At 62.9% G+C, this 19760-nt stretch carries 14 protein-coding genes; 11 read left to right on the top strand and 3 right to left on the bottom strand.

What is annotated here, in order from left to right; genetic code table 11:
- Positions 1-108: 108 nt before the first annotated feature.
- The 3 genes from ACRHIG_RS24295 to ACRHIG_RS24285 all read left to right on the top strand — a co-directional run bounded on the left by ACRHIG_RS24295 (position 109) and on the right by ACRHIG_RS24285 (position 5127).
- Positions 109-951: a sulfotransferase family protein gene (locus ACRHIG_RS24295; RefSeq protein WP_475413602.1), complete on the top strand. Its 843-nt coding sequence runs from the start codon at positions 109-111 to the stop codon at positions 949-951.
- A 351-nt stretch (positions 952-1302) separates the two neighbouring features.
- The gene (locus ACRHIG_RS24290) at positions 1303-2658 is read left to right on the top strand and encodes a glycoside hydrolase family 19 protein (protein WP_489628178.1); all 1356 of its coding nucleotides are present in this window, start codon (positions 1303-1305) and stop codon (positions 2656-2658) included.
- A 102-nt stretch (positions 2659-2760) separates the two neighbouring features.
- Entirely contained in the window at positions 2761-5127 is a 2367-nt protein-coding gene (locus ACRHIG_RS24285) for a chitinase C-terminal domain-containing protein (protein WP_489628177.1), read from the top strand.
- A gap of 195 nt (positions 5128-5322) precedes the next feature.
- Here ACRHIG_RS24285 and ACRHIG_RS24280 read toward each other — a convergent pair whose 3' ends face one another.
- Positions 5323-6591 (bottom strand): maltoporin, encoded by a 1269-nt coding sequence (locus ACRHIG_RS24280; RefSeq protein ID WP_475413599.1) that lies wholly within the window; start codon positions 6589-6591, stop codon positions 5323-5325.
- A 311-nt stretch (positions 6592-6902) separates the two neighbouring features.
- Here ACRHIG_RS24280 and ACRHIG_RS24275 point away from each other — a divergent pair, with 311 nt between their 5' ends.
- The 8 genes from ACRHIG_RS24275 (at position 6903) to ACRHIG_RS24240 (ending at position 16613) form a co-directional block, all read left to right on the top strand.
- Complete coding sequence (locus ACRHIG_RS24275) at positions 6903-8213, top strand: ABC transporter substrate-binding protein (protein ID WP_489628176.1); 1311 nt, start codon at positions 6903-6905, stop codon at positions 8211-8213.
- A 126-nt stretch (positions 8214-8339) separates the two neighbouring features.
- Positions 8340-9200, top strand: coding sequence for a carbohydrate ABC transporter permease (locus tag ACRHIG_RS24270; RefSeq protein WP_099664783.1), 861 nt, complete (start codon positions 8340-8342; stop codon positions 9198-9200).
- A 10-nt stretch (positions 9201-9210) separates the two neighbouring features.
- On the top strand, positions 9211-10029 hold the full coding sequence (locus ACRHIG_RS24265; protein WP_070219870.1) for a carbohydrate ABC transporter permease: 819 nt from the start codon (positions 9211-9213) through the stop codon (positions 10027-10029).
- Positions 10030-10047: 18 nt separating this feature from the next.
- The gene (locus tag ACRHIG_RS24260; protein ID WP_489628175.1) at positions 10048-11097 is read left to right on the top strand and encodes an ABC transporter ATP-binding protein; all 1050 of its coding nucleotides are present in this window, start codon (positions 10048-10050) and stop codon (positions 11095-11097) included.
- A complete protein-coding gene (locus tag ACRHIG_RS24255; protein ID WP_489628174.1) occupies positions 11097-12572 on the top strand; it encodes a mannitol dehydrogenase family protein in 1476 nt (491 codons plus the stop codon). The genes ACRHIG_RS24260 and ACRHIG_RS24255 overlap by 1 nt, the downstream gene beginning before the upstream one ends.
- A 15-nt stretch (positions 12573-12587) precedes the next feature.
- Entirely contained in the window at positions 12588-13505 is a 918-nt protein-coding gene (locus ACRHIG_RS24250; RefSeq protein ID WP_489628173.1) for a helix-turn-helix domain-containing protein, read from the top strand.
- 55 nt (positions 13506-13560) lie between these two features.
- On the top strand, positions 13561-14487 hold the full coding sequence (locus ACRHIG_RS24245) for a helix-turn-helix domain-containing protein (protein ID WP_489628172.1): 927 nt from the start codon (positions 13561-13563) through the stop codon (positions 14485-14487).
- A 71-nt stretch (positions 14488-14558) separates the two neighbouring features.
- Positions 14559-16613, top strand: coding sequence for an esterase-like activity of phytase family protein (locus ACRHIG_RS24240; RefSeq protein ID WP_489628171.1), 2055 nt, complete (start codon positions 14559-14561; stop codon positions 16611-16613).
- A 143-nt stretch (positions 16614-16756) separates the two neighbouring features.
- Here ACRHIG_RS24240 and ACRHIG_RS24235 read toward each other — a convergent pair whose 3' ends face one another.
- Both ACRHIG_RS24235 and ACRHIG_RS24230 read right to left on the bottom strand, forming a co-directional pair.
- The gene (locus ACRHIG_RS24235) at positions 16757-18847 is read right to left on the bottom strand and encodes a S9 family peptidase (RefSeq protein ID WP_489628170.1); all 2091 of its coding nucleotides are present in this window, start codon (positions 18845-18847) and stop codon (positions 16757-16759) included.
- A gap of 118 nt (positions 18848-18965) precedes the next feature.
- Positions 18966-19673, bottom strand: coding sequence for a glutathione S-transferase family protein (locus ACRHIG_RS24230; protein WP_489628169.1), 708 nt, complete (start codon positions 19671-19673; stop codon positions 18966-18968).
- Positions 19674-19760: the final 87 nt, after the last annotated feature.

The raw sequence follows: 19760 nt of genomic DNA, 5'->3' as shown, positions 1-19760 counted from the left end.
TATTTCGAAGCGGCATTTTTACCGGCGCGTCGTTGACGCGCTCGTATAATGGCTGCACCATCCTTGATTTCCGTCAGAAGAGCAGCGCTGAACAGAAAGTACAATCGCATGACATCCAACTTCATCGGCGTGGCCGGCTTGCCACGCGCCGGTTCTACCTTGCTGTGCCAACTGCTGGCGCAGCATCCCGACTTGCATTGCGAAGGCAATAGTTCGCCCCTGTGCAACGCTTTGCTGGGCATGCGGCGCATGGTCAGCGACGACGCTTTTTTCCTGTCGCAGCTCGACAGCTCCTTCGATGCCAGCTATGACCATCTGAAAACGGCCATGCAGGGCTTCCTGCGCGGCTGGTACCGGGATTGCGGCAAGCAGGGCGTGGTGGACAAGAACCGCGCCTGGCTGCATTGCGTGGAAATGCTGCTGCAGCTGGCGCCGGAAGCGAAAATCATCGTCTGCGTGCGCGAACTGGGCCAGGTCTACGGCTCCATCGAAGCGCAGCACCAGCGCACCATCCTGCTCGATTTCGTCGACCATCTGGCCGATTTCGACCGCCTTGGCCGTGCCGACATGCTGTTTGCCAAGGACCGCACCATCGGTGCTCCCCTGAGTTCCCTGCATGCCGTGCTGGACTTGCCTGCCGAAGTGCAGCAGAAGCTGTATTTCGTGCGTTTCGAAGACTTGATGGCGCGGCCGGTGGAATGCATGTCGCACCTGTACAGCTGGCTGGGCCTGGCACCGTTCCAGATCGACCCGCACGATCTGGCCGTGGGCATCCAGGAAAGCGACAGCCATTACCGCATGAAGTACACGCACCGCCAGCAGGCGACGATCAGCGCGCCCAGGCCGCATGCGATACCGCCGCGCATCCAGGCGCAAATCGAAGATGCGTATGGCTGGTTTTATGACCTGTATTATCCGCAACACCAACGCGCGGCAACGCCATCGGCCTGAAAACACCTGCGGCAGTGCTGATACCACTTGCCGCGCCGATGCTGGCGCGGTATTGCCGGAGCCGGCCGCATATCTTTCCCTTTCATTCTTTGCCAACGGTGCCTTGGGCACCGGCGCTGATGCAACTGGTATTGTAAAAAACACCGTTGTATAAAACCACTTGACTACCAATTTTCGGCGACGCATTCTTGATGCAGAAAGCCGACGCTTCGCTGTGCTTTCTTTACGTACAACATAAAAAGCTACTTCGATAGTTTTCGTATAACGTTCAGGAGACATTGTGAAGACACGGCAAATTAGCCGGCTGGCCTCGCCTTTGATGGCTGGCCTGCTGGGCAGCGCGCTGCTCGCTTGCGGCGGCAATTCCACCACCGAACCCCCTCGACCCTGCTGGCCGCCACGGCCGCCAGCGATCAGTGCGCTGCCTGGAGCGCCGCCGCCGTCTACACGGCGGGCCAATGCGCCGTCTACGACGGCAAGGTGTACCGGGCCAAGTGGTGGGTGCAAGGCACGGCGCCGAACAACGACCAGTGGGGACCGTGGAGCCTCGATAGCAGCACTCCGACGCCGACGCCCACTCCGACGCCAACGCCAACTCCGACTCCCACGCCAGGCGTGCCCACCAAGGCCCAGGCCGAGGCGAACGAGGCGGCGCTGACGAACAACGATTTCTTCCGCAAGGTCAAGGCATCGATCCGCACCCTGGGAAATGCCGCCGTCGAGGCCGTCCAGCCTGGACTGGCCGGCAATCCGCTCAACGTCAAGCGGGTCGAACGCCTGCTGCCGGCGGCGAAGTGGGATTACTATTTTGCCGCGCGCGACGCCAGCTACACCTACCAGCGCTTCCTGCAAGCCGTGGCCAAGTTCCCCGCCGTGTGCGACGACTACGGCGACGGGCGCAACGCGGACGCCATCTGCCGCCATAGTCTGGCCACCATGTTCGCCCATTTCGGGCAAGAAACGGGCGACCATAACGCCAGCAGCCCGCTGCCGCAATGGCGCCAGGGCTTGAAATATTTGCGCGAACTGGGCTGCGATGAAACGGGTGCCGGCTGCGGCTACAACATCGAGTGCGCCGATCCCGTCTTCAACAAGGTATGGACGTGCGGTAAGAATGCCGACGGCAGCTTCAAGAAATACTTTGGCCGCGGCGCCAAGCAGCTGTCCTACAACTACAACTATGGTCCATTTTCGCAAGCCATGCATGATGGTGACCAATCCGTGCTGCTGAAAAATCCAGACCTCGTCGCCTCGACCTGGCTGAACCTGGCGTCGGCCACGTTCTTCTTTGTCTATCCGCAACCGCCGAAACCGTCGATGCTGCATGTGCTCGACGGCACTTGGGTGCCGAACGCGGCCGATACGACGGCCGGCGCGGGCAATAATTTCGCCACCACCATCATGATCATCAACGCCGAATGCGGGCAGGGCACGGAAAAGCAGGCCGCGCAAAACCGTATCGATTACTACAAGCAATTTGCCGCCGACATGGGCTGGGATTATTCCGGCGAACAATTGTCTTGCGCCAACATGCAACGCTTCACCCCGGCCAGTTCCGCTGCCTACAACATCTACTGGGAAAAGAACTGGAGCGCCGGTGGCGAGAACCAATGCCAGCTGGTCAGTTACCAAACCCCGTACAGCGCCTTGCTGGCCGGGAACTACGTGAAATGCGTGGAAGCCAACTGGAATGTGAAGTTGCAGTAGCAGTCAATGCAAGACAGCCGGCCAGGGATAACAGTTGACAAGAGCCCCTTCAGGGGCCTGCAACAGCTCTCGATGTACAACCATAACGGAGACCAATACCACATGAAATCGAATGCATTATTGATGGCCCTGCTCAGCGGCGTGCTCGTCGCTTGCGGCGGGGGCCAGGACGGCACGACCGCCACCCCGAACACCTTGCTTGCCGCCGTGGAGGCGTGCGCCGTCTGGGATGCCGCCACCGTCTACACGGGCGGCCAGTGCGTGACGTACCAGGGCGTCACCTACAAGGCCAAATGGTGGACGCAAGGCAATGTTCCCAGCGCCGCCGACCAGTGGGGCCCATGGGCCGTGACGGATACGCCGACACCAACGCCGACGCCGACGCCAACACCAACGCCAACGCCAACGCCAACGCCAACGCCGACACCGACACCGACACCAACGCCGACACCGACACCGACACCGACACCAACGCCGACACCGACACCGACACCCACGGCTTGCCGTCCGGACGGCCTGATTTCGGCCGTGCCGAATGTGCCGTATTGCAAGGTGTACGACGCGAATGGCCGCGAAGTGCTGAGCAATGGCTTGAACCGGCGCATCGTCGGCTATTTCGCCAGTTGGCGCACGGGCGTCGATGGCAGCCCGACGTATCTGGTGAATAACCTGCCGTGGGACAAGATCACCCACTTGAACTATGCGTTCGCCACCGTCGATCCGGTGACGTCGAAAATTGCCATCGGCAGCGGCGCCGCCAATCCGGACACGGGCCTGACGTGGCCAAACGTACCGGCGGCAGCCATGGACCCGTCCCTGCCGTACAAGGGCCATTTCAACTTGCTGGCGCAATACAAGAAGAAGTATCCGGGCGTGAAACTGATGATTTCCGTGGGCGGCTGGGCCGGCAGCGGCGGCTTCTACACCGCCACGACGAACGCGGACGGCAGCATCAACACGGCCGGCATCAACACCCTGGCCGACTCGATGGTGGCCTTCGTGCGCCAGTACAACTTCTTCGATGGCGTCGATGTCGATTACGAACATCCGACCACCAACAATGAAGCGGGCAATCCGAACGACTTCGCCGTGTCGAAACCGCGCCTGGCGGGCCTGATGACGAGCTACAACGTGCTGCTGAAGGTGCTGCGCCAGAAGCTCGACGAAGCGGCCGTGCAGGACAATAAATACTATCTGCTGACCATCGCCGGCTCCGCTTCGGGCTGGGTCTTGCGGGGCGAGGAAAACATGTCGGGATTGAAATATCTCGATTACGCCAGCCTGATGAGCTACGACTTGCACGGCGCATGGAACCAGTATGTGGGACCGAACGCGGCGCTGTTTGACGACGGCAACGATGGCGAATTGCGCGCCGGCAATGCCTATCAGTTCCAGAGCATCGGCTACCTGAACACGGACTGGGCTTACCGCTACTACCGGGGCGCCATGCAGGCGGGCCGCATCAATATCGGCGTGCCGTTCTACACGCGGGGCTGGAAGGATGTGACGGGCGGCACCAACGGCTTGTGGGGCACGACGCCGCTGATCAGTTCCACCGTCACCTGCGCCGGCACCAAGACGTGCGGCACGGGCGCCACCGGCATCGACAACGTGTGGTTCGACCTCGATACACAAGGCAAGCCGACGCCGGGCGGCGGCAACCCCATCTGGCACGCGCTGAACTTGCAGAACGGTATCGTGCCGAGCTACCTGGACGCGTATAAAGTCACGGACAAGGCGCTGGTAGGCAGCTATGTGCCGTACTACAGCAGCACCATGGTGGCGCCGTGGCTGTGGAATGCGACTAAAAAAGTATTCATTTCCACGGAAACCACGCAGTCGATCGCGGCCAAGGCCCAGTACATCGTCAATAACAATATCGGCGGCGTGATGATCTGGGAAATGGCGGGCGACTATGCCTGGGATGCCACGCGCAACGGCGGCAAGGGCGAGTATTTCATGGGCACCACCCTGACGGACGTGCTGTACCAGGCCTTCCGCACGGCTGGCGTGTACGGCAACAAGCGCGCCGAAATCGCCATGCCGGGCACGGCGGCCAACGTCAGCATCACCCTGGGCGGCTGGAAGCTGGGCGACAACAACTTCCCCATCAACCCGGTGATGACGGTGAAGAACAACACCACGTCGACCCTGCCGGGCGGCACCGTGGTGGAGTTCGACTATCCCGTCTCGGCGCCATCGGACATGAGCGACCAGTCCGGCTTCGGCTTGACGGTGATCAATGCCGGCTACACGGGGCCGAACAATATCGGCGGCTTCACGAAGAACTACAACCGGGCCCGCTTCGCGATTCCCGCCTGGCAATCGCTGGCGCCGGGCGGCTCCGTGGCGCTGACCCTGAACTACCGCCTGCCGATCTCGGGACCGGCCAACTACACGGTCACCGTGGGCGGCACCAAGTACGCCTTGACGCAGGAGTATCCGGAACTGCCGGTGGCCTTGCCGTAAGTTGAATCCGGCAGGGTAAACAGAAAAGGGCGGAACCGAGGTTCCGCCCTTTTTTCTTGGCTTTCTTTTGAAATAAAACGCCGGACAAAACCGTAGCGAGCGGCAGTGATGTGTGGCTAAGAAGCGCAACCGTGCTAGAGCACGGTGAGCATCGCAGGCCGCACAGCGCGCCGCGCAGTAGGTTTTGCTCGGTGTTTAGAACCAGGTTTCTACCTGGAAGCCGTACGACGTGCCGCTGGTATTGTTGTTATAGATCGGGCCGCCGTTGTTCGACGCATTGACCGAGGCGGTGGCCGCATCGTTCCATTTGCCGTAGGTAACAAAAGCGCGCAGCTCCGGACGCGACCACAGGCCAGGGCCGGCCGAGATCGTCGGCGCGATGGTCAGCTTGGTCAGGCGCTTGGCCGGCAGGCCGCCCGCTTGCGTCACGCGGTCCGTGCCCAGTTCGCCCACCAGCTTGAAGTTGTTGGTGAACGCGTACACGGGACGCACGCCGACCGAGGTCCAGGTCGAGGAACCGTTGGCGTTCGATTCGTCTTTTTGCCACAGGGCGACGAATTCCATGCCGAAATTGGCCATCGGCTGGATCGCCATGTCATTGAAGATGCGCGTGCGTTTCACGTCCGAACCGAAATTGGTGTCGCCCGAGGCGCCGAACTGCGCGCCCTTGCCCGTGCCAGGGCCGACGCCGTACTGCACGCCGAAGGTATTGCCGCCGCCAAACACTTTCGCCTGGCGGTGGAAGGCGGACAGCTGCCAGCCATTGTGCTTCTGGCCGAAAGCGTCATTGTCCTTGCCTTCGCCGATGATGTAGGTCGCGGCCAGGTCCAGCGTGCCGTTTTCATTGACGGGAATCTCGCCGTAGATGAAGTTCTGGCGCACGGCGGACTTGGTGCTGACGACGCCGGTCGGCGACACGGTGTTGATGTCGTTGTCCTTGAAGAAGGCGTACGAGAATTTGCCGGGGCCGGCAGGAATGCGGTCCAGGCCGGCGCCCGTGCCGTTCATATTGATGTACTGTAAGTCCAGCATGTGGATGTCGGGACGGTAGTAGAAGCGTTTGCCGATCCAGGCCGTGCCGCCGTTCAGGAAATCGAGTCCCTGCGCTTCGACATAGGCCTTGACGATGCCCAGCTTGTTGTCGCCGAAATCGGAGTTGGGCGCGTAGGCGTTGACCCAGATGGTGGCCAGGTAGTTCACGCCGCCGGACTGGGCGACAGACTTGGTGTATCCGAATTCCGTGTAGGCGTCGCACTCATTGCCCAGACGATATTTCATGGTATTGCCGCCCAGGCCGAAGCAGCCTTGCGAACCGCCGTCGCCCGAGGTATTGCTGCCGGCGCCGGCGCGCAGGTAGCCATGGAAGCCTTCGGAGTCGGATGGGTACATGGGGTCGGCCATGGCGGCAGCGCTGGCGATGGCCAGGAGCAGGGCAGGTAAAGTTTTCAATGCAGTGCGATTCATGCGGTCTCCAGAAGAATGTTGGTGGTAGCGGTGGCGCCCCGGAAGGCCGGTCACCGCACACGGTCTAATGCCGAAAACCAAGTCTAGCAGCGCTTTTTTAACCAGCCTGATACAAATCGAACAAGTACCGATACTTTCTTTCAAAGTGTTGTTTTTACTCGATATCGATACTCTGGCGCATAGAGGGGTTGCAAAAGAGTATCGAATTGCGGTTTTGGAGTATCAGAAAGTATCAAAGTCCGGTGCTACATTGTGGTCGTGGTGCTAAGTACCTGAGCATTGCCAACGACAAAAAACACTGGAGACACACAATGAAACGTTCCGCCATTGCCGCGCTGTGCGCCGGCGCGCTCTGCCTCAGCTCGTCCGCTTTTGCCGCAACCGACCTGGTCATCGCCACCGTCAACAACGGCCACATGATCGAAATGCAAAAGCTCGGCAAATTCTTCGAGCAAGCCAATCCCGACATCAAGCTCAAGTGGGTGACCCTGGAAGAGGGCGTCTTGCGCCAGCGCATGACCACCGATATCGCCACCAAGGGCGGCCAGTTCGACGTGATGACCATCGGCCTGTATGAAACGCCCATCTGGGGCAAGAAAAACTGGCTGATCCCCATCAAGCCAGACGCCAGATACGATATCGACGATCTGCTGCCCGCCATCCGCGAGGGACTGTCCGGCGACGGCAAGCTGTACGCCTCGCCGTTCTACGGCGAAAGCTCGATGATCATGTACCGCAGCGACCTGGTCAAAAAGGCGGGCGTGACGATCGAGGACCGTCCCAGCTGGAACCAGCTGCGCGACGTGGCGGCCAAGCTGCACGATCCGGCCAACGGCGTGTACGGCATCTGCCTGCGCGGCAAGCCGGGCTGGGGCGATAACATGGCCCTGATCACCACCATGGCCAATTCCTACGGCGGCCAGCTGTTCGACATGCAATGGAAGCCGCAATTTACCAGCAAGCCGTGGAAGGATGCAGTCACCATGTATGTCGACCTGATGAAGAAATACGGCCCGCCGGGCGCGGCCGCCAACAGCTTCAATGAAAACCTGGCGCTGTTCAACCAGGGCAAGTGCGGCATCTGGATCGACGCGACGATCGCCGCCTCCTTCATCACGGACCCCAAGCAAAGCAAGGTGGCCGACAAGGTGGCGTTCGCCCAGTCGCCCGTCGGCGTGACGGAGCGGGGCGCCAACTGGTTGTGGATCTGGTCGCTGGCGATTCCATCGAGCTCGAAGCGCCCGAACGAGGCGCAGCGCTTCATCAACTGGGCCACCTCGCCCGATTACGTGAAACTGGTTGCCAAGGAAACCAGCTGGGCCAACGTGCCGACGGGCACGCGCAAGTCGACGTATGCGAGCCCCGAGTTCCAGAAAGTGGCGAAATTTGCCGCCGCCGAAGGCAAGGCCCTGGCCACCACGCGCGCCGTGCAAAGCACCTTGCCGCCATCGCCATATGTAGGCGTGCAATTCGCATCGATTCCCGAATTCCAGGTGATCGGCGTGGCGGCAGGCCAGCAGATGGCGGCAGCGCTGCTGGGCAAGGTGACGGTGGAGCAGGCGCTGGAGTTGTCGCAGCAGACGGCGGAACGTGAGATGCGCAAGGGTGGGTACTACAAGTAAGACTTTTCTTGCCGTCTGGTTTATCAACAGGCGAAGAGATTGGCGGCTTAAAACTGGGGTCAGACCCGACGGGTCTGACCCCGGATTTCTGTTGATGATCATTCCCTCACGTCCCAAGAGTATCCTATGAAACGCATTATCCCCCGGACTTTGCTGACGCCGGCCGTGGTCGCCGTCTCCGTCATTTCCGTGATTCCGTTATTGATCACGCTGTATTACGCGTTCGTGCGTTATTCCATGCTCGATCCGAGCGGCCATCCTTTCCATGGTCTGGCCAATTTCCACTTTTTCTTTACCGATGCCTCGTTCCTGCCGGCCTTGCAGAACACGTTCACCTTGCTGTTTTCCGTCATGCTGATCACGGTGGTGCTGGGCACGGCGCTGGGCTTGCTGATCAATGAAGCGTTCCCGGGGCGCGCCGTCGTGCGCGTGCTGCTGATCTCGCCGTTCCTCGTCATGCCGGCCGTGAATGCCCTGATGTGGAAGAACATGCTGCTCAATCCGATCTACGGACTGTTTGCGCAGATCAGCCTCTTCTTTGGCGCCACGCCCGTCGACTGGCTGTCGGCCCATCCCCTGTTTTCCATCATCATGATGGTCTCCTGGCAATGGCTGCCGTTTGCCTGTCTGATCTTCATGACGGCGCTGCAATCGATGGACCGCGAACAGCTGGAAGCGGCGCGCATGGATGGCGCCACCTATCTGCAGCAGCTGCGCTACCTCTACATTCCCCACCTGGGCCGCGCCGTCTCGGTGGTGCTGATGATCGAGATGATCTTCCTGCTGTCGATTTTTGCGGAAATCTTTACCACCACGGGCGGCGGACCCGGCTTCGACACGACCACCATCACCTTCATGATCTATCAGCAGGCACTGCTGTCCTATGACGTGGGAGCGGCCTCGGCCGGCGCCCTGTTCGCCGTGCTCATCGCCAACATCGCCGCCTTCTTCCTGATGCGCGTCATCGGCAAGAATCTGTCGAAATAAGGAGACCTTGATGCATAGCAAACTCAATCTGTATGGCCGCACGGCCGCCGCCTGGCTGTGCGCGCTGCTGCTGTTCTTTCCCATCTTCTGGCTGGGCCTGATGGCCTTCAAGACGGAAGGACAAGCCATTTCCACGCCGCCGCTGCTGTTCTTCACGCCGACCCTGGACAGCTTCCGCGAAGTGCTGGCGCGCGACAATTACTTCGGCTACGCGTGGAACTCGCTGTTTACCAGCGTGGTATCGACGGCCATCGGCCTCTTGATCGCCATCCCGGCAGCGTATTCGATGGCCTTCTTTCCCACGGGCGGCACCATCGGCTTGCTGAAGTTCATGCTCAGCTCGCGCTACATGCCCGGCGTGGGCGCTTTGATGCCCATCTATATCTGCTACCAGTACTTCGGCCTGCTCGACACGCGCATCGGCCTGACCATCATGTTCATGCTGATGAACCTGCCCATCATGATCTGGCTGCTGTACACGAGCATGAAGGAGCTGCCGCGCGAAATCCTCGAGGCCTCGCGCATGGATGGCGCCACCGTGTGGGACGAGTTCCGCCACGTCGTGCTGCCCCTCTCCGTGGGCGGCATCGCTTCCACGGCGCTGGTCTGCATGGTGTGGTCGTGGAATGAATCGTTCTGGTCGCTGAACCTGGGCGCCTCGAACGCGGGCACCCTGGCCTGGCTCATCGCTTCGTATTCGAGCCCGGAAGGCCTGTTCTGGGCCAAATTGTCGGCCGCTTCCCTGATGGCCATCGCGCCCATCATGGCGCTGGGCTGGTTCTGCCAGAAGCAGTTAGTACAAGGCATGACTTTCGGCGCTGTTAAGTAAACACTATTGGATGACATCATGGCTTACCTTCAACTGAGCAATATCGAGAAATTCTTTGGCGAACATCGCGCCATCAAGGGCATCGACCTGGACATTCAACAGGGCGAATTCGTCGTCTTCGTGGGGCCGTCGGGTTGCGGCAAATCCACCTTGCTGCGCCTGATCGCGGGCCTGGAACCGATCGACGGCGGCAAGCTGTCGCTCGACGGGCGCGACATCACGAACCTGCCGTCGTCCAAGCGCGACCTGGCGATGGTGTTCCAGTCGTATGCGCTGTACCCGCACATGACGGTGTTCCAGAACATGTCGTTCGCCTTGAAGCTGGCCGGCGTCGATCCGGCCGTCATCCGCGAAAAGGTCGACAAGGCTGCCGCCATCCTCGACCTTGGGCGTTACCTGGAGCGCACGCCCAAGGAATTGTCGGGCGGCCAGCGCCAGCGCGTGGCCATCGGCCGCGCCATCGTGCGCGACCCGAAGGTGTTTTTGTTCGATGAACCGCTGTCGAACCTCGATGCGGCCCTGCGCGTGCAGACGCGCATCGAGATCGCCAAGCTGCACCGCGAGCTGGGCGCCACCACCATCTATGTGACGCACGACCAGGTCGAGGCGATGACCCTGGCCGACCGCGTGGTGGTGCTGCGCGACGGCCAGATCGAGCAGCATGGCTCGCCATTGGAATTGTATGACCGCCCGGCGAACCGCTTCGTTGCGCAATTTATCGGCACGCCCAGCATGAACGTGGTGCCGGCCGACGCTGCGCCGCAGCTGCTGGCGCAGGCGGGCAGCGCGGCGCAGGCCGACGGCTTTGTCGGCATCCGCCCCGAGCACGTGCACCTGGGCGCGGCGCAGCCGGGCAGCGTGCCCGTCACCGTCGACCTGGTGGAATCGCTGGGCGTGGAAACCCTGACCTATGTGCGCCTGCCGAACAATGTGCAGGTGGTGTCGCGCGGCGCGGAGCGCAGCAGCCTGCAGCCGGGCCAGCAGACGCACCTGACGTTCGAGCCAGGCTTCGTCCATTATTTCGACCGCGCCGGCAAGACCTATGCGGCGGCGAAAGGAGCGCTGTAATGGATGCCATCGCATTGAAGCAATCGAACCTGGCCAAGCTGCCGGCGGACGTGGCCTTGCCCGCGTATGCGCGCGGCGCGCTCGTGCCCGGCATCGTGCATATCGGCGTGGGCGGCTTCTTCCGCGCCCACCAGGCCGTGTACCTCGACGATTTGCTGGCCTTGCCCGGCAACGCGGAATGGGGATATTGCGGCGTGGGCTTGCTCGCGCATGACGCGGCCATGCGCGACGCCATGCGGGCGCAGGACGGTTTATATACGGTGGTCGAGCGCAGCGCGGCCGGCGACTCGGCGCGCATCATCGGCTGCATCGGCGAGTACCTGTATGCGCCCGACGAGCCGCAGGCCGTGCTGGAAAAGCTGGCCGATTCCGGCACGCGCATCGTCGCGCTGACCATCACGGAGGGCGGCTACTATGTGAACCAGGGCACGGGCGAGTTTGATGCGGATCATGCCGATATTGCGTACGAACTGGCGCATCCCGAGGCGCCGCGCTGCTCGTTCGGCTACCTGGCCGCCGCGCTGGCCGTGCGCCGCCAGAAGGGACTGGCGCCGTTTACCATCATGTCCTGCGATAACCTGCAAAACAATGGCGACGTGACGCGCAAGATGCTGCTGGCCTTTGTCGCGCTGCGCGACGCAGAGCTGGCGCGCTGGCTGGCCACGCATGGCAGCTTCCCCAACAGCATGGTCGACCGCATCACGCCGGCCACCACGGACGAACACCGGGCGCTGGTGCGCGACAGCTTCGGCATCGTCGACGCCTGGCCCGTCGTGTGCGAGCCGTTCCGCCAGTGGGTCATCGAGGACGAGTTCCCGCAGGGCCGCCCGGCCTGGGAAAAGGTGGGCGCGCAGATGACGCACGACGTGCTGCCGTATGAAAAGATGAAGCTGCGCCTATTGAATGCCAGCCACCAGGCCCTGTGCTACATCGGCATGCAGCTCGGTTACACGTTTGCGCACGAAGCGATGGAGGATGCCGGCATCCGCGCGCTCGTGCGGCGCATGATGGACGACGAGGTCACGCCCCTGCTCGATAGCGTGGAAGGCATTGATCTGGAGCGCTACAAGGCTACCCTGATCGAGCGCTTTTCGAATCCGGCCGTGCGCGACCAGCTGGCGCGCATCGGTACGGAAGGCTCGGCGCGCATCCCGAAATTCGTGCTGCCGTCCGTGCGCGAAGCGCTTGTGCAAGGCGGCGCCATCAAGCTGCTGGCGTTTACCGTGGCGTGCTGGTTCCGTTACCTGGAAGGCCACGACGAGCAGGGGCGTGAGATGCCCCTGAACGACCCGTACGCGGCGCGCCTGCGCGCGCTGGCGCTGCAGGGCGGGGCGGACGCCTCGGCGCTGCTGTCACTGCGCGAACTGTTCGGTGACCTCTGCGACACACAAGCGTTCACGCAGGCGGTGGGGCAGTCGCTGGCCAGCCTGTATGGGCTGGGCGCGCGCGCGGCGCTGGAACAGATCGTCGCCTGACGGGGAGGGCGCGCCATGCCACGCAAGGCCGGATATCCGCAGGTGGAGCAGGAACTGGAACAGCAGCGCGACGCCACGCCCGGCTTCGAGCCGAAAGGCAGTTTCGGCTTCATCCGCTACCTCGAGCACGGCTTTCCGAATGCGCTGGTGCGCTGGCATTACCACGACGAGTACGAGCTGCACCTGATCGTCGAGAGCAGCGGCAAGGTCTTTGTCGGCGACTATATCGGCCAGTTCGCGCCCGGCCACCTGGTGCTGACGGGGCCGCGCGTGCCGCACAACTGGGTCTCGCTCGACACGCCGGCCGAGGGCGTGGCCCTGCGCGACATGGTGATCCAGTTCGGCCATGCGCCGCTGGCGTCGATGGCGGCCGCCATTCCCGAATTGAAGGGAATCTTCCCGCTGCTGCAGCGCGCCCTGCATGGCGTGGAGTTCTTTGGCGTCAGCGAGCAGTCGCTGCGGCGCTTCCGGCGCATCCGCGACAGCAGCGGTCTGCCGCGCTTCATCGAATTTCTCACCTTGCTGGGCGAGCTGGCGCAGACCAGCGATTACCAGCTGCTGTCGACGGTGGCCATGCAGTCGAGCGACGATGACGTGGCCTTGGCGCGCATCAGCTCCGCCATCAACTTCATCGTGCACAATTACAGCAGCCAGTTCTCGCTGAAGCAGCTGGCCGAGCAGGTGGACATGCCCGAGCGGACGTTTTCCCGCTTCTTTCGCAGCGCCACGGGCAACAGCTTCACGGATTTCGTCAACCGCCTGCGCATCAACAAGGCGTGCCAGTTGCTGATGGAGACGGAGCGCTATGTCAGCAACATCTGCTACGAGGCGGGTTTTAACAATGTGGCCAATTTCAACCGGCGCTTCCTGGAATTGAAGGGCATGACGCCGAAGGAGTTTCGCCAGCAGGCGCTGGGCCGTTTTGGCGAGTGAAGCTTTTTGAGGTACATTCGATGGCACGGGCGGGGACAGCCTGGGAGAGACGAGCATGGAACACCTATGGCACAAGGACAGCGAGCGCAAGGCGCCCGAGCTGGAACGCGAAAGCTACGACGGCATCATCAATTACCTGGAACATGGCTATCCCAGCTCGCGCGTGCGCTGGCACTGCCATGAAGAGTATGAGCTGCACCTGATCGTCGCCACCAGCGGGCGCTTGTTCGTGGGCGACTATATCGGCGAATTCTCGCCCGGCCACCTGGTGCTGACGGGCCCGCGCCTGCCGCACAACTGGATATCGAACGTGATCCCGGACGGCGGCGTGGCCCTGCGCGACATGATCGTGCAGTTCGCCCATGCGCCGCTGGCGGGCGCCGCGCGCGTGATTCCCGAATTGCGCGAGCTGCTGCCCCTGCTCGAGCGCTCCAGCTATGGCGTGGAGTTTTTCGACATGGGCCATGAGGCCGAACAGCACCTGGCGCGCATCCGCGCCACGCATGGGGCCGAGCGCTTCGCAGAATTCGTGCAATTGATGAGCAAGCTGGCGCGCACGGCCAACTACCGCCTGCTGTCGAGCGCTTCGCTGCGTTCCTACGACGATGACGCCACCCTGGCCAAGGTCAATTCCGTCCTCAACTACATTACAGAGAATTACCGCGAGCCGATTTCGGCGGAAATGCTGGCCGAGCAGGTGGGCATGTCGCTGAGTAAATTCTCGCGCTTCTTCCGCAAGGCGACGGGCAACAGCTTCACCGATTTCGTCAGCCGGCTGCGCATCAACAAGGCGTGCCAGCTGCTGATGGACACCGACCAATACGTGTCGAACGTCTGCTACGACGTGGGTTTCCAGAACGTGGCCAACTTCAACCGCCGCTTCCTGCAGGTAAAGGGCGTCACGCCGAAGGAATTCCGGCGCCAGGCCGATGGCCGCTTCGGCGGCATCGGCGGCCCTGTTGCGGATACGCCACTGGCGTGACGGCTGTCATGGGCTTGTCACTTTGAGCAGTTACTCTCCACGGCTTCAATCCCATCTTAGCCGAGGAATGCATGAACACTGCTGTAACGTCGACCCCGAAACTGACCCTGCTGGCCATCGCCGCCGGCCTGGCCCTGGCCGCCTGCGGCGGCAGCGATAATCCGCCGGCGGAGCCTTCCAAGCCCGTGGCGCAGACGGGCGTGTTCCTCGACGGCGCGGTGGAAGGACTCGATTATGTGGCCGGCAGCGCGGCCAAGGCCAGCACCAACGCCAAGGGCGAATTCATGTGCAACCCGGGCGAGACGGTGGCCTTCAGCGTGGGCGGCCTGGCCCTCGGTTCGGCGCCATGCGGCGCCGTCGTCACGCCGCTGGCGCTGGCCGCCAGCACGAATGTGGCGGACGACAAGGTCGTCAACCGCCTGCTGGCGCTGCAACTGCTCGACGACGACAGCGATCCCTCGAACGGCATCAAGCTGACGGCCGAAGTGAAGGCCGCGCTGGCCGGCAAGACGCTGGACTTTGCCGCCGCGCCGGCCGTTTTCAACGCGGCCCTGGCCGCGCACCTGGCCAGCGTGGGCGGGAAATTCGCCGGCCGCACGGTCGATGCCGAGCGCCGCGCCCTCGTGCGCGAGCATTTCGAGGACACCCTCGCCTCGAAAGCGGGCGCGCCCGTCAACGAGGCGCTGACACAGGCCAATCCTGTGGGCGAAGTGAAAGTGACGGTGACGCGCTACCAGATCCAGGCGGCGGACAAATTCTACGTGCCGTACGAAGGCGCCAATGCCAAGATCAAGGGCGAATTCCCGAACGGCTTCCTGCCATCGTACGGTTCCGGCCTGGCCTACAAGGGCAAGAACGCGGCCGGCGACCTGGAATTCTATGGCTTGACGGACCGCGGCCCGAACGGCGACGGCCCGCTGGTGCCCGATCCTTCGGGCAAGGGCACCATCGGCAGCAAGATCTTCCCGTCGCCCAGTTTTACGCCTTCGTTCGGTGTGATCACCGTGGGCAAGAACGGCGCCGTGCTGGCATCGAGCATGCCGATCAAGGTGGCGGCCACCGTCAACAGCTCGGGTTTGCCCGTGCCCGTGGGCGCGGTCGGCAATTCGGCCGAGATTCCCGTCATGGATGCGATGAAGTTCGACGCGGCTGGCAAGGCCGTCTTCAATGCGGGCGGCCTCGATTCGGAAGCCATCGTCGTCGATGCCAAGCGCAATGCGTTGTGGGTGTCCGACGAATACGGTCCCTTCATCGTCAGGATCGATGCGGCCACCGGTATCATCCAGGCCAAGTACGAGCCGGGCAAGGGCTTGCCGGCGCTGTTCGCCAAGCGCCGCGCGAACCGCGGCATGGAAGGCATGACACTCGACACGAGCAACGACAAGTTGTACGCCTTCCTGCAAAGCCCTCTGTCCGACGGCACGGCACCATATTCTGTGACGAAGAAGAATGAACAGGTCGAGCGCTTTGCCCGCTTCACGCGCTGGATCGAATTCGACCCGGTGACGGGCACCAGCGGCAAGATGTATGCGTATCCGCTCAACGCGGCCGACTACCAGGATGGCCGCACGGGCAACGCCAAGCTGGGCGACATGGTGGCGCTGGGCGGCGGCAAGTTCCTCGTCATTGAGCAGGGAGCCGCGCCGTCGGGCAAGGTATTCAATAAACTGATGCTGGTCGAACTGAAGGGCGCCACCGATATCGCGTCCGCCGCCTACAACGCGACGACCTCCGACCTGGAGAAAAGCAGCATGGGCGGCGCCCCCGTCAATGGCGCCGACTGGGCCGCTGTCACGCCGTTGAAGAAAACTGTGCTGCTGGACTTGAACGCCATTGGCTGGGCGGCGGAAAAGGCCGAAGGCCTGACCCTGATCGACGACTCCACCATCGCGCTGGCCAACGACAATGACTTCGGCCTGAAAACCAAGGTGTATGACGCGAATGGCGTGGAAGTGGCGGACGCCGACGTGACCAAGTGCACGGTCGACGCCAACGGCGCCATCGTCACGAGCAGCGCGGCCGGCTGCAACGCGGCCAACACCATCCGCGTGGCGCGCGGCGACGACCGCGAGCGTCCAAGCCGCTTGTGGATCGTGAAGTTTGCCAAGGCGCTCAATACGTATTGATGTGATGCGCAGTGTCGGATTACGCGGCGCGCGCGCCGCTAATCCGACCTACAAAACAAAAAGCCGCGCGGTGCAGAGATGCACCGCGCGGCTTTTTGCGTAGGTCGGATTAAGCCGAAGGCTGTAATCCGACATGTATCCGCTTATTTTTTCGTGTAGGTATTCAACCAATCGAGCACCGTGTGATGCCACAGCAGCGAATTCGCAGGCTTCAGTACCCAGTGGTTTTCGTCCGGGAAGACCAGCAGCTTGCTCGGGATGCCGCGGCGTTGCAGCGCCGTGAAGGTACCCAGGCCTTGCGCGGTGGGGATGCGGAAGTCGAGGTCGCCCTGGACCACCAGCATCGGCGTCTTCCAGTTCTTCACGAAGTTGACCGGGTTGAATTGCTCGTACTTGGCCGGCGCGTCGTAATAGGTGCCGCCGTTTTCCCACTCGGTGAACCACAGTTCTTCCGTCGCGTAGGCCATGCCGCGGTTGTCGAACACGCCGTCGTGGTTGACCAGACATTTGAAGCCGTCCGGCCAGTTACCGGCGATCCAGTTCATCATGTAGCCGCCGTAGGACGCGCCCAGCGCGCAGCTGCGCTCGCGGTCCAGCCACGGGAATTTCTTGGTGGCCGCTTCCAGACCCTTCTGCAGGTCGAGCAGCGGCTTGCCGCCCCAGTCGCCGCTGATGGAGTCCGTGAACTTCTGGCCATAGCCGGTCGAGCCGTGGAAGTCGATGAAGACGGTGGCGTAGCCTGCGCCCGCATACACTTGCGGATTCCAGCGGTAGCTCCAGCTGTTGCCGAAGCTGCCCTGCGGGCCGCCGTGCACCAAAAAGGCGACCGGATATTTTTCGCCCGGCTTGGCGTTCCATGGCTTCATGACGTGGCCGTAGACGGTTTCGCCATCCGCGCCCGCGAACGAGAACTGCTCATATTCGCCAAAGCGCACGTCGGCCAGCGCGGCCGCATTCTGTTTCGTCAGCTGAACCATCGGTGCCGATTCGAACTTGGCGTCGAGCTTGCGCGTGTACAGTTGCGCGCCCGAGGCCAGGTTGGCTTGCGCCAGCACGATGGTATTGCCGCGCACGTCGAAGTCGCCCACGGCGCCCTTGCCCGTCAGCGCGTTGACCTTGCCGCTGGCCGCGTCGATGTGGAACAGACGGTGCTGGCCCACGTCATCGGCGGCGACGAGGAAGGCCTTGCCGTCCGGCGTCCAGCGGAAATCGGCCACGGAGCGGTCCCAGTCGTCGGCCAGGGTGCGCTTCTTGCCCGTGGCGACGTCCATCAGCACCAAATGAAAACGGTCCGCTTCGAAGCCCGGCTTGGTCATGGCGACGTAGGCGAGGGTGCGGCCGTCCGGCGAGTAGGTGGCTTTCGCATCCCAGGCCGGATTGTCGGCCGTGAGGTTGCGCGGCGCCTGGCCGCCGGCGGCCGGTATCGTGTAGACGTCGAAGTTGGTCGACCACGATTCCGTGCGGCCGGCCACGCGCACCGAGAAGGCCACCGTCTTGCCGTCCGGGCTGAAGTGGTATTCGCCGTTGTCGCCGAATGGCTTCGATGGCGCGTCGCCATCGAGGGTGCCGCTCAGGCTCACGGGCGCGGCGCTGACCTTGCCGGTCGCATCGATCGGCGCCGAATACAGCGCATTGCGGCGGCCGTCGGCCCAGGTATCCCAGTGGCGCACGAACATCTGCTCGTAGACCATGCCGCTGGCCTTGTTTTTCGCTTTTTCATCGAGGCGCTTCCTGGTGCAGGCGATGTCCGCGCAATCGAGGAAGACGCCCATGCTGAAGGCCAGGCGGTCGCCCTGCGGCGACAAGCGGTAGGTGTCGACGTCCAGCGCCAGGTCGGTGACCTTGGCCGCTTCGCCGCCGTTCAGGGGCAGCTGCCACACCTGCGAGGAACCGGAGCGGCCCGAGAGGAAGTAGATGGCGTCGCCGTTCGGCGACCATTGCGGGTCGCTGGCGCTGGCATCGCCGCGCGTGAGCTGGCGCGGCGCCGCGTTCGGCGCGCGCAGGTCGATCATCCACAGCTGCGTGTTGCCGCGGTTCTTGTCCAGGTTGGTGGTGCGCACCGTGTAGACGACGCGCGTGGCGTCCGGCGACAGCACGGGGCTGCCCACACGTTCCATGGCCACCATGTCTTCCACGGTGAAGCCGCGCGGCGCGGCCCGCGCCGGTTCTGCAGCGGCGGCGGTGGTGGCCATGGCGGCACTGAATGCTCCCAAGAGCAGCAGACGTAAACTCATTCAAACTCCCGATTCTGATGACGACGTTATCGATATGGTATTGACGTGGCCGGCTGTACCGCCGGCAGCCCGACATCATAGCAATAAAGACGCGCCCGCTGCGGGAGTTGACCGCCGGTTAGCCGGCCGGCGCTGCCAGTTGGTCGAGCGCCACGTGGCCCAGGAAACCGCCCCGGCTGGCGGCCGGCAAGCCCGCCTCGATGGCGTGGGCGAAGCGGATGCCGGGATCCTGTTCCAGCGCCGCCAGCACGCGCGCCACCTGCGGATAGTCGCTTAAGCGCGCCAGCTGCAGCGGTTCGGCCCAGCGCGCTGTGGCGGCCAGGTAGGCGTCGGCGATGTTCGGCGCCGCATCGGAAGCGAGCCAGGCGCGGCCGGCGAGCAGGCGTTCCAGGTGCGCCAGGCTTTTATTCACCTTCTCGACGGCCATTTCTCGCCAGACGGCCGCGCGCGCATCGTTTTCTGCCGCGCGGCTGGCCTGGAAGGCGGGCATGAAGGCCGCGTGAAAGGTCGTGTGCAAAAACGACAGCACGCTGTTCAGGCGGTCGTAGGCGGGCGTGCCTTGCGCAAAGCCCAGGCCGCTGGCCGGCGCGCGGGCGGAGATATGCAGCAGGATCGCCATGCTTTCCAGCAGCGGCGCGCCCGCGTGCGTGAGCAGGGCCGGCGTCTGGCCCAGGGGATTGATGGCGAGAAAGGCCGGATGCTGCTTGCTGGCCGGGTCGCGCGCTTCGACGCGGGCCAGGCGATACGGCAGGCCGCTCCATTCGAGGGCGGCGATGGCGGCAAACGAGCAGCCGAACGGCACGCTGTAGATCAGGGTGGTTTCCATGCTGGAGTTCCATTCAGGTGAGGGAAGGGCAGTCTAGCGGCATAAGTTACTATTTGGAAGAAGGCAGAATAATGTGGTATAGGTACA

It is taken from the genome of Janthinobacterium sp. C22, from assembly GCF_057919405.1.
Note: the sequence above shows the minus strand (reverse complement) of the source record. Positions and strands in the feature narration are given on the sequence as shown.

Excerpts from the sequence above, each read along its gene's own strand:
- ACRHIG_RS24255 (WP_489628174.1), top strand. The coding sequence starts at position 11,097 with ATGGATGCCATCGCATTGAAGCAATCGAACCTGGCCAAGCTGCCGGCG.
- ACRHIG_RS24250 (WP_489628173.1), top strand. The coding sequence starts at position 12,588 with ATGCCACGCAAGGCCGGATATCCGCAGGTGGAGCAGGAACTGGAACAG.
- ACRHIG_RS24285 (WP_489628177.1), top strand. The coding sequence starts at position 2,761 with ATGAAATCGAATGCATTATTGATGGCCCTGCTCAGCGGCGTGCTCGTC.
- ACRHIG_RS24295 (WP_475413602.1), top strand. The coding sequence starts at position 109 with ATGACATCCAACTTCATCGGCGTGGCCGGCTTGCCACGCGCCGGTTCT.
- ACRHIG_RS24280 (WP_475413599.1), bottom strand. The coding sequence starts at position 6,591 with ATGAATCGCACTGCATTGAAAACTTTACCTGCCCTGCTCCTGGCCATC.
- ACRHIG_RS24240 (WP_489628171.1), top strand. The coding sequence starts at position 14,559 with ATGAACACTGCTGTAACGTCGACCCCGAAACTGACCCTGCTGGCCATC.
- ACRHIG_RS24265 (WP_070219870.1), top strand. The coding sequence starts at position 9,211 with ATGCATAGCAAACTCAATCTGTATGGCCGCACGGCCGCCGCCTGGCTG.
- ACRHIG_RS24230 (WP_489628169.1), bottom strand. The coding sequence starts at position 19,673 with ATGGAAACCACCCTGATCTACAGCGTGCCGTTCGGCTGCTCGTTTGCC.
- ACRHIG_RS24275 (WP_489628176.1), top strand. The coding sequence starts at position 6,903 with ATGAAACGTTCCGCCATTGCCGCGCTGTGCGCCGGCGCGCTCTGCCTC.
- ACRHIG_RS24260 (WP_489628175.1), top strand. The coding sequence starts at position 10,048 with ATGGCTTACCTTCAACTGAGCAATATCGAGAAATTCTTTGGCGAACAT.
- ACRHIG_RS24270 (WP_099664783.1), top strand. The coding sequence starts at position 8,340 with ATGAAACGCATTATCCCCCGGACTTTGCTGACGCCGGCCGTGGTCGCC.
- ACRHIG_RS24245 (WP_489628172.1), top strand. The coding sequence starts at position 13,561 with ATGGAACACCTATGGCACAAGGACAGCGAGCGCAAGGCGCCCGAGCTG.
- ACRHIG_RS24235 (WP_489628170.1), bottom strand. The coding sequence starts at position 18,847 with ATGAGTTTACGTCTGCTGCTCTTGGGAGCATTCAGTGCCGCCATGGCC.